Annotated in this window: 12 protein-coding genes; 5 read left to right on the forward strand and 7 right to left on the reverse strand. The window is 64.4% G+C overall.

Annotation, left to right across the window (positions count from 1 at the left end; all coding sequences use genetic code 11):
• The first annotated feature begins 13 nt into the window (after positions 1-13).
• Positions 14-1,069, forward strand: a complete 1,056-nt coding sequence (locus BLS41_RS10560) for a CaiB/BaiF CoA transferase family protein (RefSeq protein WP_074766455.1) — start codon at positions 14-16, stop codon at positions 1,067-1,069.
• 142 nt (positions 1,070-1,211) lie between these two features.
• On the opposite strand, the gene BLS41_RS10565 is transcribed toward BLS41_RS10560, so the two are convergent.
• The 3 genes from BLS41_RS10565 to alr all read right to left on the reverse strand — a co-directional run bounded on the left by BLS41_RS10565 (position 1,212) and on the right by alr (position 4,428).
• Complete coding sequence (locus BLS41_RS10565; protein ID WP_074764262.1) at positions 1,212-1,490, reverse strand: DUF2866 domain-containing protein; 279 nt, start codon at positions 1,488-1,490, stop codon at positions 1,212-1,214.
• Between the two features lie 142 nt (positions 1,491-1,632).
• The gene (gene radA, locus BLS41_RS10570) at positions 1,633-3,009 is read right to left on the reverse strand and encodes a DNA repair protein RadA (protein WP_074764263.1); all 1,377 of its coding nucleotides are present in this window, start codon (positions 3,007-3,009) and stop codon (positions 1,633-1,635) included.
• Between the two features lie 348 nt (positions 3,010-3,357).
• Positions 3,358-4,428, reverse strand: coding sequence for an alanine racemase (alr, locus tag BLS41_RS10575; RefSeq protein WP_074764264.1), 1,071 nt, complete (start codon positions 4,426-4,428; stop codon positions 3,358-3,360).
• A gap of 220 nt (positions 4,429-4,648) precedes the next feature.
• Here alr and lplT point away from each other — a divergent pair, with 220 nt between their 5' ends.
• Complete coding sequence (gene lplT / locus BLS41_RS10580) at positions 4,649-5,956, forward strand: lysophospholipid transporter LplT (RefSeq protein ID WP_074764265.1); 1,308 nt, start codon at positions 4,649-4,651, stop codon at positions 5,954-5,956.
• A gap of 70 nt (positions 5,957-6,026) precedes the next feature.
• A complete protein-coding gene (thiD, locus tag BLS41_RS10585; protein WP_074764266.1) occupies positions 6,027-6,833 on the forward strand; it encodes a bifunctional hydroxymethylpyrimidine kinase/phosphomethylpyrimidine kinase in 807 nt (268 codons plus the stop codon).
• Between the two features lie 19 nt (positions 6,834-6,852).
• Here thiD and BLS41_RS10590 read toward each other — a convergent pair whose 3' ends face one another.
• From BLS41_RS10590 to tsaB, 4 genes are read right to left on the reverse strand one after another with little or no spacing between them, the layout of a single operon-like run.
• Complete coding sequence (locus tag BLS41_RS10590; protein WP_074764267.1) at positions 6,853-7,911, reverse strand: DUF1853 family protein; 1,059 nt, start codon at positions 7,909-7,911, stop codon at positions 6,853-6,855.
• Complete coding sequence (locus BLS41_RS10595) at positions 7,911-9,131, reverse strand: uracil-DNA glycosylase (RefSeq protein ID WP_074764268.1); 1,221 nt, start codon at positions 9,129-9,131, stop codon at positions 7,911-7,913. Before BLS41_RS10595 ends, BLS41_RS10590 begins: the two co-directional genes overlap by 1 nt.
• Positions 9,118-9,612, reverse strand: a complete 495-nt coding sequence (rimI, locus tag BLS41_RS10600) for a ribosomal protein S18-alanine N-acetyltransferase (RefSeq protein ID WP_074764269.1) — start codon at positions 9,610-9,612, stop codon at positions 9,118-9,120. Before rimI ends, BLS41_RS10595 begins: the two co-directional genes overlap by 14 nt.
• Positions 9,609-10,511 carry a tRNA (adenosine(37)-N6)-threonylcarbamoyltransferase complex dimerization subunit type 1 TsaB gene (tsaB, locus tag BLS41_RS10605; protein ID WP_083379956.1) on the reverse strand — a complete coding sequence of 301 codons (903 nt, stop codon included), beginning with the start codon at positions 10,509-10,511 and terminating at the stop codon, positions 9,609-9,611. The genes rimI and tsaB overlap by 4 nt, the downstream gene beginning before the upstream one ends.
• 182 nt (positions 10,512-10,693) lie before the next feature.
• On the opposite strand from tsaB, the gene BLS41_RS10610 reads away from it, so the two are divergent.
• Positions 10,694-10,963 (forward strand): acyl-CoA-binding protein, encoded by a 270-nt coding sequence (locus BLS41_RS10610; protein ID WP_074764270.1) that lies wholly within the window; start codon positions 10,694-10,696, stop codon positions 10,961-10,963.
• Positions 10,964-11,460: 497 nt separating this feature from the next.
• Complete coding sequence (locus tag BLS41_RS10615; protein WP_074764271.1) at positions 11,461-13,104, forward strand: DEAD/DEAH box helicase; 1,644 nt, start codon at positions 11,461-11,463, stop codon at positions 13,102-13,104.
• The last annotated feature ends 383 nt before the right edge of the window (positions 13,105-13,487 follow it).

A 13,487-nucleotide genomic window follows, 5' to 3' on the forward strand; every position in this document is an offset into this window, starting at 1 on the left:
GCCGCCGCCGGCACTGCAAGGGTTGCGGGTGCTCGACCTGACCCGTCTGCTACCCGGTCCGGTTGCCGCGCTGCGACTGGCCGAACTCGGCGCCGACGTGCTGAAAATCGAAGCGCCCGGCGCGGGAGACCCGACCCGCACGATGATGCAGTCGTCCAGCGACCGTGTCGCCGGTCGCCCCGGCGCGTTCTACCGGCTGGTGAATCGCGGCAAGCGCGAGACGCGCCTCGATCTCAAATCCGCGGCCGGACGTAATGTACTGCGCGCGCTCGCGGCCGAAGCGGACGTGCTGATCGAGAGCTTCCGGCCAGGCGTGATGGAGCGGCTGGGCATCGGCTACGAGACGCTGCGCGCGGTCAATCCGCGGCTCGTCTACTGCGCGATCAGCGGATATGGCGCGAGCGGCCCGTTCGCCGACCGCGCCGGACACGACCTGAACTACATCGGTTATGCGGGCGTGCTCGATCAACTGGCAAGCCGCGACGGCGCACCCATCCTGCCCAATTTCCAGATTGCCGACCTGCTCGGCGGGGCGCTGAGCGCGGTCACGCAGATTCTCGCCGCGCTATGGCACGTGTCGCGCGGCGGCGAAGGCCGTTTCGTCGATGTCTCGATGACACACGCCACGCATGCGCACAACCTCGTCGCGCAGGTCGCACTGGTCAACGAAGGCGCCGCGCCGCCGGTCGGCACGGGTCTGCTGAACGGTGGCGTGCCCTGCTACAACCTGTACCGCACGTTCGATAACCGCTGGCTCGCGGTCGGCGCGCTCGAACTGAAGTTCTGGGAAACGCTGTGCATGGCGCTCGACCGTCCCGAGTGGGCGACGCGTCACTGGAGCCTCGGTCAGGCCATTGGCGGCCCGGACGCCGTTGCGCTCACGCAGGAACTGGCCGACGTGATCGGCAAGCGTCCGCTGGAAGAATGGGTGCTGCTGCTGGAGCCGGTCGATTGCTGCGTTACGCCGGTACTGACGGCGGAGGAAGCCGCGCGGCATCCGCTGTTTAATCCGCAGGCTTATTTGGTGCCGGACGATAACGCGGACGAAGACGATGGCGTGATGGGCTAACGCGCCCGACCGGCTGAACGCGCGGTCGCGGCGATTGCGTGAGATGAATGCAGGAAGCGCTCGCCACGCGCGTCCAGAGAGAACGGGGAAAAAATTCCCGAAGGGCATCACGTAGAAAGCCTACGACACAGCCCCTTCAACCTCACCGCCTCGCCACCGTCTGTCTCGGCAGCGTCTGACGCGGCGTTTTTTCATCGTCGTACAGCACGTGCTTGCGGCCTTCCACGTGACGGTTGATCGTGGCGCGCACCTCGGCGGCGGTGGCGTCTTCGGCCACGACCCGGCGCGATATCTGCCCCGCCGTGTTGATCCACTCGACAATCCGGCAAGCGCCGCCCCAAGGCTGGCGAATCGGTTCGGAGACCCGGCAGCCACGTACCTGTATTGGCCGCTCGGCTACGGTTTGATATGACTGTTTCAAGGCGCGATCCTTTTTCAGGCATCAGAAGGGATGCTTACCCTCGCAGCTTAGGAAAAAGGATTGCCATTCAGGTTACAACCAATATGGAGATCTTTACCGGTCATTACAGCGCGCAAGGCGCCCGCAGGCGCCCTCACCCCGCCTATTCAAGCGTACGAACCCGGTCGATAGCCTGTTCGATCCGCTCGACCGCAACGACCTGTAAGCCTTCAATCGGCTGTTTGGGCGCGTTGGCCTTCGGAATCACGGCGACCGAGAAGCCCAGTTTGGCGGCTTCCTTCAGACGCTCCTGACCGCGCGGAGACGGTCGGATTTCGCCCGCGAGGCCGACTTCGCCGAACACCACCAGGCCTTTCGGCAGCGGCTTGTTGCGCAGCGACGAGTGGATCGCGAGCAGAACGGCCAGATCGGCGGCGGGTTCGGTGATCTTCACGCCGCCCACCGCGTTCAGAAACACATCCTGATCGAAACAGGCAATACCGGCATGCCGGTGCAGGACCGCCAGCAACATCGCCAGGCGGTTCTGTTCGAGGCCGACCGCGAGCCGACGCGGATTCGGCGCATTGGAGGCATCCACGAGCGCCTGGACTTCGACCAGCAACGGACGCGTGCCCTCCTGCGTAACCAGCACACAGGAACCCGGCACCGACTGCTCGTGCTGCGACAAAAACAGCGCCGAAGGATTCGCCACGCCGCGCAAACCGCGCTCCGTCATCGCGAACACGCCGAGTTCGTTGACCGCGCCGAAGCGGTTCTTGATCGCGCGCACGAGGCGGTACGACGAGTGCGTGTCGCCCTCGAAGTACAACACCGTATCGACGATGTGTTCGAGCACGCGCGGGCCGGCCAGCGCGCCCTCTTTCGTCACGTGGCCGACCATGATGATGGTCGTGCCCGACTGCTTGGCGATCCGCGTCAATTGCGCGGCGCACTCGCGCACCTGCGCGACCGAGCCGGGCGCGGAGGTCAGCGCATCGGAATAGACGGTCTGGATCGAGTCGATGACCGCGACGTCGGGTTTGTGATCGGCGATCGTCGCCTGAATTTTTTCGAGCTGGATTTCGGCGAGCAATTGCAGTTCGCTCGCTTTCGAACCGGGTTCGAGCAGCGAAAGCCGTTGTGCGCGCAACGCGATCTGCGCAGCCGATTCTTCGCCGCTGATGTAGAGCGCGCGTTTATCGGCGGCAATTTCGGCGAGCGATTGCAGCAGCAGCGTCGATTTGCCGATCCCCGGATCGCCGCCGATCAGCACCACGCCGCCCGGCACCAGGCCGCCGCCCAGCACACGGTCGAACTCGCTGACGCCGGTGGAGAAGCGCGGCACGTCGGATGCCTCGATATCGGCGAGCCGACGCACCGGCGCGCTTTTCGCGAGCGACTGGAAGCGATGCGTGGACGGTGCCTCAGCGACCGACTCGACCAGCGTGTTCCACGCCTGGCACGACGGGCACTGTCCGGCCCATTTCGGCGACTGGCCGCCGCATTCACTGCAGATGTACAAGGTCTTCGGTTTAGCCACGCGTGATTGCCTGTGTTGCCTGTTGGTGTTCGTGGGATCGATATGTTCGATGGACCGGTCGCATTGGGCCGATTCGTCGAGCTTCGGAAAAAAAGTGGGGAAAGCGGGTGGGAAAGCTGACGGTTGCCCAAGCGGCTACTCGCCGAGCCGATAGCGGGCTTCTAGTCCTAACCGGCTGCAGCCGCGCCGCCAGAAGCGGAAACGAAGCTGCGCAACCTGCTGTCACCGCCGCAGTTCGCGCAGCAACCGCAACACGCCGCGCCGCATTTGCGACTGCCACGCCGCTTTGTGCAAACCCGGCCCGACGCTTTCCTTACTCGTCGAGCACGGGCCCGGCACCCGCACGCGTCACTCCGCGCGCACCGGTACGCGCGGCGCGACCGCGCACATCAATTCATAGCCGATCGTGCCGCACGCCTGCGCGACATCGTCGATCGGCAGCGCGGCGCCCCAAAGCTCCACGCGCGAGCCAATATTGGCGGTCGGAACCGGCGTCAGATCGACGGTGAGCATGTCCATCGAAACGCGCCCGACGATCCGCGTGCGCACCCCGTCGACGATCACCGGCGTGCCTTCCGGCGCGACTCGCGGATAGCCGTCCGCGTAACCGCACGCGACCACGCCGATCCGCATCGACCCGCGCGCCTTGAACGCCGATCCGTAGCCGACCGTACTGCCTTCGCTGAGCGTCTGCACAGCGATCAGTTCGGACGTGAGCGTCATGGCCGGCTGCAAGCCGGTGCCGGCCACTGCCGCCGTCACGCCCGACGGCGATGCGCCATACAAAATGATCCCCGGCCGCACCCAGTCGAAATGCGCGCCCGGGTGCCACAACGTGGCCGCCGAGTTGGACAGGCTGCGCGCGCCCGCAATGCCCTGCGCGCCGCGCTCGAAGGCTTCCATCTGATACGCGATACCGCGCTCGCCGTCGGCGTCGGAAAAATGGGTCATCAGCGTAATCTGGCCGACGCCCTGGCAGGCGCGCGCCCGCTCCCACGCCGAGCGGAATTTCTCGACCGTGTAGCCGAGCCGGTTCATGCCGGTGTTCATCTTCAACTGGATGTTGACGGGTTTGGACAGCCGCGCCATTTCCAGCATGCGCAACTGTTCGTCCGAATGCAGCGCGGTGGTCAGGCTGTAGCGGTCGATCACGTCGATATCGGTCGGACGAAAGAAGCCTTCAAGCAAAAGAATCGGGCCCGCCCAGCCCAATTCACGCAACTTCACCGCTTCTTCGAGGTCGAGCAATCCAAAGCCGTCGGTTGCGCGCAAGCCGGGAAACGCGCGTGCGAGGCCATGCCCGTACGCGTTTGCCTTGACGACGGCCCAGATTTTGGATTTCGGCGCGTAGCGGCGGGCAACAGCAAGATTATTGGCGAGTGCGGCGGTGTGAATCGTGGCTGAAAGGGGGCGCGGCATGAGATATTTTTTCGTAAAGACGCTTGCGAATCAGCGGCTTACAGGGCGTTTTCAGCGCTCGGCAGCCCGCTGGGCGGTGCGATCAAGGATTCTGCTAGTCCGAATCCAGCTATTTTCGTGATATAAAGCCGTGCGCACAACCCATTTCGAACGGCATAGGCCCGCACGCATTGCAAACGGTCGGGGCAGACAGACCGCAGCGAGGACAGCATCGCATCAGATGAAAAAAGGTTTTTACACCATCATGGCCGCGCAGTTTTTTTCGTCGCTGGCCGACAATGCGCTTCTGATCGCTGCTATCGCACTGCTGAAAGATCTTCACGCCCCGAACTGGATGACGCCGCTGCTCAAGCTGTTCTTCGTCCTGTCGTACGTCGTTCTTGCCGCGTTCGTCGGCGCTTTCGCAGATTCCCGTCCGAAGGGCCACGTGATGTTCGTCACGAACACCATCAAGGTGCTCGGCTGCATCACGATGCTGGTCGGCGCTCATCCGCTGATTGCCTACGGTATCGTGGGTTTCGGCGCGGCCGCGTACTCGCCCGCCAAGTACGGCATTCTCACCGAGCTTTTACCGCCTGACCGGCTGGTCGCCGCGAACGGCTGGATCGAAGGCACCACGGTCGGCTCGATCATTCTCGGCACCGTGCTCGGCGGAGCGCTGATCAGTCCGCACATTGCCGCGCCGATCCTCCGGCAGCACATCCCCACGGTCAACACGCCCGCCGAGGCGGCGATGCTGGTGATCATGGCGATCTATATCATCGCCGCACTTTTCAATCTGCGAATTCCCGATACCGGCGCGCGTTATCCGAAGCAGGAACGCGGCCCGATCAAGCTCGTCACCGATTTCGCCGACTGCTTCCTCGTGCTGTGGCGCGACAAGCTGGGCCAGATTTCGCTCGCCGTCACCACGCTGTTCTGGGGCGCGGGCGCGACGCTGCAATTCATCGTGCTGAAGTGGGCCGAGGTGTCGCTGAACATGTCGCTTTCCGAGGCGGCGATCCTGCAGGCAGTCGTTGCGGTCGGCGTCGCGGCGGGCGCGATCTTCGCCGCCTCGCGCGTACCGCTGAAGAAGTCGCTGTCCGTGTTGCCGGTCGGCATCATGATGGGGATCGCCGTAATGCTGATGGCGTTCTACACGCGCGATCTGTTCCCCGCGCACTGGGGCTTCTATTTCGGCCGCATGCACGTGCCGGGCTATCTGATCTTTGCGTATATTTTCCTGATGGTCGTCGGCGGCCTGTCGGGCTTCTTTGTCGTGCCGATGAACGCGCTGCTCCAGCATCGCGGGCACGTGTTGCTGTCGGCGGGACACTCGATCGCCGTGCAGAATTTCAACGAAAATCTCTCGGTGCTGGTGATGCTGTGCCTGTACGCGGTGCTGGTGTGGCTCGACGTGCCGGTCACGGCGGTGATCGTGCTGTTCGGCACGTTCGTCTGCGTGATGATGTGGTTCGTGATGCGGCGCCACCAGGCCAACCAGCGCGCGTTCGACTCCGTCGCGCTGATCGGCGAAGCCAAGCACTGATACCGACACTGATCTGCGGCGGGCGAGCGCTCCACCGCGCGCCCGCGCCCTCTTTCCTCCTCGCTTGACCATGACCCAACCGATTCCCAATGTGCTGACGATCGCCGGTTCCGATTCGGGCGGCGGCGCTGGCATTCAGGCCGATCTGAAGGCCTTCTCGGCGCTCGGCGCGTACGGTGCGAGCGTAATTACTGCACTGACCGCGCAGAACACGCGCGGCGTGACCGCGATCCACGCGCCGGACCCGGACTTCATTACCGCGCAACTCGACGCCGTGTTCGACGATATCCGTATCGATGCCGTGAAGATCGGCATGCTGGCGAACGCGCCGATCGCGCGTGCGGTCGCGGATGCGCTGCGCCGGCATAAACCGAAGCACGTCGTGCTCGATACGGTGATGATTTCGAAGAGCAATCACGCGTTGCTGCTGCCGGACGCGGTCGCGGCGGTACGCGACGAATTGCTGCCGCTCGCCGACGTGCTGACGCCGAATCTGCCGGAAGCGGCGGCGCTGCTCGGCGTGCAGGCGGCCGTCGACGAAGCCGGCATGGTCAAGCAAGGCGAAGCACTGCGCGCGCTCGGCGCCCGCGCGGTGCTGATGAAGGGCGGCCATCTGAGCGCGACGGACAGCCCGGACTGGCTGGTGCAGGACAGCGGCACGCTGCGCCTCGGCGGTCCGCGAGTGCCGGTGAAGAATACGCACGGCACGGGCTGCACGTTGTCGTCGGCGATTGCTGCGCTGATTCCGCAACGCGGCGATCTCGCGAGTGCGGTGGCGGATGCGAAGGTTTATCTGACCGGCGCGCTACAGGCCAGCGATCTGCTCGACGTGGGGCACGGTGTTGGGCCGGTGCATCATTTTTACCGGTGGTGGTGAGCGGCGGGTCGGCCCCACGTCACTTTCCCGGCTTTGCCGCGTAGTTCCGCGCCATTTCCGGCCACTCGTCCGGCACGATAAAACCGCGCGAGCGCTCGATCAGATTGCCCGCATCGTCGTCGGTAAAGGCGACGACCATTGCCGGTCCATGATGATGCGGAATCTGCCCGGCGAGGGTTTGTGCATCGACGTAACGCGAAGCAGCAGGTCCGTCACTTTCTGATTGCGGCTCGTTCTGGTCATCGAGCTCGACACGCCTCGGCGCGAGCCACTCCAGACGCGGCAATTGCCGCCACTTGCGCGCATGCTCCGCGGCAAAATCCGGCCAGTCGCTGCGCGTGACCCACCAGCCACGACCATGCGCGGGATCGAGTTCAGCCGGACCTGCCGGCGTTTCGCCATGCCGGTAGAACAGCCAGCCTTTGATGAACATCTGCGGCGTCCACGGCCCTGGATGGCCGACCGACGCGAACTCCTCGCGCGCGCTCAACGGCAACTGATGATCCAGCAAATGCGCGAGCTTGAGATCGAACCGGTCTTTCAGATTCGGGCCGACGTAGTCCGCCAGACGGGCCGTCGATTGCGTATTCGCATCGCCCGCGTGCAGATAGCACTTCACCGCCAGCTCCCAATGCAAGCGCGCGCCCTGTTGCGTCTGCAGAAGGAAATCGCATTCGCCGAGCGTGACGCCCGCGCGCCGCAACGGCACACCGGCCGCGATCAGCCGCGCCGCCGGGCCATGTTGCAGAAACCAGCCGAGCAGCCACTCGGCATAGCGGCCAAGACGGGTCATGCGGGTCGCCGCCAGATCGCGATGCAACGCGTGCGGCGCGGCGTCGAGAGTGCGTAGCCAGTCGGCGGTGGCGTGAAGTTGCTGGGGTGTTTCAGATGCACTCGCGAGTGCGCCAGTCGGCGGTTGCGGACGCAACAGGTCGGCGCTGAGAAGCAGCCACGCGAGATCGCGTACGACCTTATCGCGCAACCTGGCAAGCAGCGTATCAAGCAGCGCGCCCGGATAAGCGGACGTGGCGGGCGTATCGACACCCGCCGCCTCAGTTCTGGTCCCGCCGCCGCTCATCACTCTGACTGGTTCGACGCTTCGCCGCCCGCTGCGCGCCATGTATCGCGGGCGAGACACAGGTCGGCCCATGCCTTGGCCTTGTCGGGCAGACTGCGCAGCAGATACGCCGGGTGATAAGTGACGATCACCGGGACGCCTTCATACTCGTGCACACGGCCGCGCAGCGACGAAATGCTGGCGGTGGTCTTCAGCAGACTCTGCGCGGCAAAACGGCCGAGCGCGACGATCAGCTTCGGCTTGACCAGCGACACCTGGCGTTGCAGATACGGCTCGCAACGCGCGACCTCATCGGGCTCGGGATTGCGGTTGCCGGGCGGCCGGCACTTGATCACGTTTGCGATGTACACGTTGGTGTCGCGCGCGAGGGTCAGCGAACGCAACATGCTGTCGAGCAGCTTGCCCGCCTGGCCGACGAACGGCTCACCCTGACGATCCTCGTTTTCGCCCGGCGCTTCGCCGATCAGCATCCAGTCGGCACCACGATCGCCTACGCCGAACACGGTGTTCGTGCGCTTTTCGCACAGACGGCAAAGCTGGCAGTTTGCGACACGCTCGCTCAACGCATCCCAGTCGAGGGTCTGGATGGCGGGCAGCGCCGGCTTTTCGGCTCGCGCTTCCGACTGCGGATGGGCGGGGAGATCGTCGAACCACGCGAAATCGTCGTCCGGCGGAGCGTCGAAGGATGACGGTTCGGGCTCGGGTGAACGGGATTGCGGTGCTGGCTGCGACGAGGTTTGCGACGGCGAAGCGGCTCGCTGCTGCTGAATGGTTTGCGGCTCGGGAACTGCCTGACGTGGTGCTGCGGGTTGAACCTGTTGCTGCGCCTGGGTGGATTCCGCTTCCGGTCGAGATTCGCGTGCGGGCTGAGACTCGGGTGCAGGCGAATGTTGAACCGGTTGCGCAACTTGGTGTTCAGACTCCGACGGCAGAGGACGCCCGGACACAGTGCGATGCTCAGCGGACGTCTGAATGTCGGACGCAGCCTGAATCCGCTGCGCGGGTTGCTGCATCGGCTGCGACCCGGCAGCTTGCACCTGCCGCACGTTACCGGGCGCCTGCGTCACCGCACGCTCAACTCCAGCGTCGTCAGCCTGCGCCACCTGAGCGGCTACGGCGCCCTCTCCGGCTTCGTCGCCCGCCTGCTGCGCAGCCATCCCGCGACGCACCCACAGCGGGGCCAGCCCGAACTCTTCCAGTACCGATTCATGCAGCGCCATCTGCGCCCTCCGTGGCAAACGAGAAACGCATCACGATGGCGTCCTCCCGGCTGCGATGCCGCGCCGGATAGTAGTTCTTGCGCCGGCCGATCGATGCAAAGCCAAAGCGCTCATAAAGCCGGATCGCCCGATGATTGGACGGCCGCACTTCCAGCAGCAGCCCTTCGAGTTTTTCCGCGCGCGTGATGCGCACCGCCTCACGCAGCAGCGTAAGCCCCGCGCCCGCCCCCTGCGCATGCGGCGCCACGCACAGATTCAGCAGATGCATTTCATCGACGACCGGCATCAACACGCAATAGCCGATCAGGCTCCCCGTGACGTGTCGCAGACAGACGCCGAAATAGCCGTTGCGCAGCGAATCGCCGAAATTGCCGCGGCTCCACGGAAACTCATAAGCGATTTTTTCGATGGCCGCGACCTCGTCCAGATCGCCTTCGGTCATCGGCGACATGTAGCGGTCGGCGAGCAGCACGCCGCTCATTGCCCGCCCTCGCCGCCCGGTGCCACATGCGATGCCCCTTGAGATGCCGCCTGCGGCGCTTCATGAGGTACACGGTGATCCGGCGCGCGAGGTGCAGTTTGGGGCGCTTCCTGGACCGATCCGGCAGCCAGCGCGGCCTGTTCAGCCTTGGCGGCTTTGTCCGCCATCCGCTCCGCCGTGGTTTGCGCGACTTTGTCGCGCACATACTCGGGCGCCGCCTGATGGGCCGGGACCGTGCGGCCGGCGCGAAACGCGCGCAGCGCGGCGTGCGCGAGCGGCAGCGCATGCGGCAACGCCTCGGCATCGACCGTTCGCGCGGCGGCGACCGCCGGCAAACGCGCGCCGAAAGCCGCCGCCGCGTTGCCGGCCAGCGTAAAGGGCACGCCGGGCAATACCAGCTTGTCAGGTGCATCGAGGGAGGCCGATTGAACCGTCCGCCATTCGCGTTGGGTGGCGTCCCATTCGTAGTCGGCCCAATAGATTTCGTCCATGCGCGCATCGAGCGCGGCAAGCACGCGCGTCGCGGACGGATCGCGCAGGCGGGCGCTCTCCGCACAAGCCAGCAGCGTGCTGACCGGCACCACCGGCAGATTCAGGCCGAACGCGAGGCCCTGAGCGACACCCGTTGCCGTCCGCAAGCCGGTAAACGAGCCGGGACCGGAACCGAAAGCGATCGCATCGCAATCGGCCAAGGCAAGGCCGGCTTCGTCGAACAGTTCGCGGGTGGCGGGCAGCAGGCGCGTGCTGGAGACTGCGCCGGTCCGCTCGTGACGAACCCAGATGCGAGGTTCGGCGGAAGTCACGCCGGCAGCGTCGGCGTTGGCGGCAGTGACGGACAGAAGCGCCACCGAACAGAATTCGGTCGACGTATCGAGGGCAAGGAGCACAGTTTGAGTCATGGACGATATTGTAATCGGCACGGCGCGTGCAAATGTGGTTTGGCTCGCCCTCGCGTTGAAACCCGGCGGCCGATGTCTGGCGATGTTTGGAATAGGCTCTCGGCCCGCCAGCGGCGTCCAGTTGTTATGATCGTCAACCCGATCTCAACCAACCCGATCCCGCCCGGCGGGCGAAAACGACAATGACAGACATCGATACCCAGTTCGCAAAAGCCCACGAAGAAGTCCAGCAATTGCCGGAGCGTCCGGGCAACCTCACGTTGCTGCGCCTGTACGCGCTCTACAAACAGTCCACCAAGGGCGACGTGCATGGCGACAAGCCGGGCTTTACCGACATCGTCGGCAAATACAAGTACGACGCGTGGGCCGCCCTCAAGGGCACCGATCAGGACGCCGCGAAGCAGCAATACGTCGAACTCGTCGAATCGCTGAAAAGCGGTACCGCAGCCTGAGCAGGCCCAAGCCTGATTAGTGCCGGCACGCTCGCCGCGGCAGCCGCCGCGAGCGTGCGACCAGCTGACGCAGCTGTCCGCCCAGGCACCCGCCCCGCTGGCAGCCGCCGCGCCACCCTATATGTCTTTTTCGTTAAGAAAACTCCTAAGAGTGGCGCAGTGCAACAAAAGCCTATACAATGCTGCCTGCGCTTCACTGCTTTGCCCCGCTTTCTTTAGCGGCCTTTGCGGCGCAGCGCCTCGTAGCGTTTAGCTCCAATCCAGTTTAGAACCTGTCCCCTCCTGCCTAGCCCCCTACGGGCGATCATGTCCCAGGCTGGCGGCACGCCGTGTTGGCATGTCGCATCCGATACAGCTTCTAACAAAAAGCTCGCCTTCATTGTCGCGAGCTGCCCCCGTTTTTCGATTTGCTCGCTGCTTCTTTGCTCGCTGAATCCGACGACTTGGGTATGCCGATTGGCGCCGACGTTTTAATTCCCTGTGTACCAAGGATTCTCATGACTTCGAGCAACACCTCCAGCCCGTTGAACGCCATCGCCGATCAGGCACTCGGTCTCGCCGACGCTCCCGAACAAGCAGCAGCCGCTGCTGTCGCTCCGGAAGCCGTTGTCGCTGAAGCCGCAGTCCCGACCGGCCCGACGTTCGCGTCGCTTGGTCTCTCCGCGGATGTCGTCTCCGCGCTGACCGCAGCTGGTTACCAGAACCCGACGCCGGTTCAGCAACGCGCTATCCCGGCTGGTATCGCCGGCCGCGATCTGCTGGTGTCGAGCCCGACTGGTTCGGGTAAGACCGCTGCGTTCATGCTGCCCGCTATCGAACGTTTCTCGCAACTGCAAAAGGCGCAAGCCAGCCAGCCGCGCGAGCCGCGTCCGGCCGACGGCGCCCGCAACACTCGCCGTCCGCAACCGGTTGCACGTCCGACCATGCTGGTTCTGACGCCGACCCGCGAACTCGCGATGCAGGTCACGACCGCTGCTGCCACGTACGGCAAGCACCTCAAGCGCCTGCGCACCGTCAGCATTCTGGGCGGCGTCGCTTACGGTCAACAGCTGATGCTGCTGGCGAAGAACCCGGAAATCCTGGTTGCTACGCCGGGCCGTCTGATCGACCACCTCGAACGTGGCCGTATCGACCTGTCGCAACTGCAGATTCTCGTGCTCGACGAAGCTGACCGCATGCTCGACATGGGCTTCATCGAAGACATCGAAACGATCGTCGCCGCTACGCCGGCTACCCGTCAAACGATGCTGTTCTCGGCCACGCTCGACGGCAAGATCGGTTCGCTGACGGGCCGTCTGCTGAAAGATCCGGAACGTATCGAGATCGTTCAACGCCTCGAACAACGTACCAACATCGCGCAAACCGTTCACTACGTTGACGACCGCGATCACAAGGATCGTCTGCTCGACCATCTGCTGCGTGACGAAGGCCTCGACCAGGCTATCGTCTTCACGGCAACCAAGATGGACGCCGACCAACTGGCAGGCCGTCTTGCCGACGCCGGTTTCGAATCGGCTGCCCTGCACGGCGATCTGCCGCAAGGCGCGCGTAACCGCACCATCAAGGCACTGCGCGAGCGTCGCGTTCGCGTGCTGGTCGCAACGGACGTCGCGGCTCGTGGTATCGACATTCCGGGCATCACGCACGTGTTCAACTACGACCTGCCGAAGTTCGCTGAAGACTACGTGCACCGTATCGGCCGTACCGGCCGTGCTGGCCGCTCGGGTATCGCAGTGAGCCTCGTGCATCACGCCGAGCAAGGCGCGCTCAAGCGCATCGAGCGTTTCGTGCGTACCCCGTTGCCGGTCAACGTCGTTGAAGGCTTCGAGCCGCGCAAGTCGGCTCCGTCGGGTAATGGCCGTCCTGGCTTTGGCGGCCGCGGCCGTCCGGGCGGTGGCAATGGCGGTGGCCGTCGCTTCGGTAGCGGTTCGGGCAAGCCGGCTGGTAACGGCGGCGGTGCGCGCAGCGGTAGCGGCGGTGGCAATGGCGGCGGCTGGGCTGGCAAGTCGGCTGGCGGCGGTTCGCGTGAAGGCGGCGGCGGCTTCGGCGGCGGTTCGCGTGAAGGTTACGGCGGTTCGCGTGACGGCGGCTACGGCGCACGCCGCAGCGACGGCCCGCGTACGGCTCGTCGCGGCAGCTAAGTGACGTAGATGGCACGCATGCCCTCGCGGCGTGCGGCATGTTGCGTAGCAGTACAGCAATCAGCCAGAAAATGACCCGGACGGCCTCTTCGCCGTCCGTCAGTCGGAAGAAACCGGTGCTCAGGCGCCGGTTTTTTTTCGTCTGTACTCGCCGTCGCGCCGGCCAACCGTGAAATTTCACGATGTGGAAAATTTTTTTGCGTCGTAAAAAATCGTGCTGCACGGCACAAGACGACCTATTGCAAGATGGAAAAAGTCGTTTCTTAATGCGAAATGATATCCGCAAACCATTGATTTAAAACATAAATAAATATTATAAAAGCGCGTTCCCGCGACTATTGCGCACACCTCTATTTGCCTAGACTCTTATACAAGACTTCACG

It is taken from the genome of Paraburkholderia fungorum (assembly GCF_900099835.1).
In the GTDB taxonomy this organism is placed as follows: domain Bacteria; phylum Pseudomonadota; class Gammaproteobacteria; order Burkholderiales; family Burkholderiaceae; genus Paraburkholderia; species Paraburkholderia fungorum_A.

Coding starts and splice junctions, on each gene's coding strand:
- alr (WP_074764264.1), bottom strand. CDS start 4,428: ATGCCGCGCCCCCTTTCAGCCACGATTCACACCGCCGCACTCGCCAAT.
- thiD (WP_074764266.1), top strand. CDS start 6,027: ATGACCCAACCGATTCCCAATGTGCTGACGATCGCCGGTTCCGATTCG.
- lplT (WP_074764265.1), top strand. CDS start 4,649: ATGAAAAAAGGTTTTTACACCATCATGGCCGCGCAGTTTTTTTCGTCG.
- BLS41_RS10615 (WP_074764271.1), top strand. CDS start 11,461: ATGACTTCGAGCAACACCTCCAGCCCGTTGAACGCCATCGCCGATCAG.
- rimI (WP_074764269.1), bottom strand. CDS start 9,612: ATGAGCGGCGTGCTGCTCGCCGACCGCTACATGTCGCCGATGACCGAA.
- BLS41_RS10595 (WP_074764268.1), bottom strand. CDS start 9,131: ATGGCGCTGCATGAATCGGTACTGGAAGAGTTCGGGCTGGCCCCGCTG.
- BLS41_RS10610 (WP_074764270.1), top strand. CDS start 10,694: ATGACAGACATCGATACCCAGTTCGCAAAAGCCCACGAAGAAGTCCAG.
- BLS41_RS10590 (WP_074764267.1), bottom strand. CDS start 7,911: ATGAGCGGCGGCGGGACCAGAACTGAGGCGGCGGGTGTCGATACGCCC.
- tsaB (WP_083379956.1), bottom strand. CDS start 10,511: ATGACTCAAACTGTGCTCCTTGCCCTCGATACGTCGACCGAATTCTGT.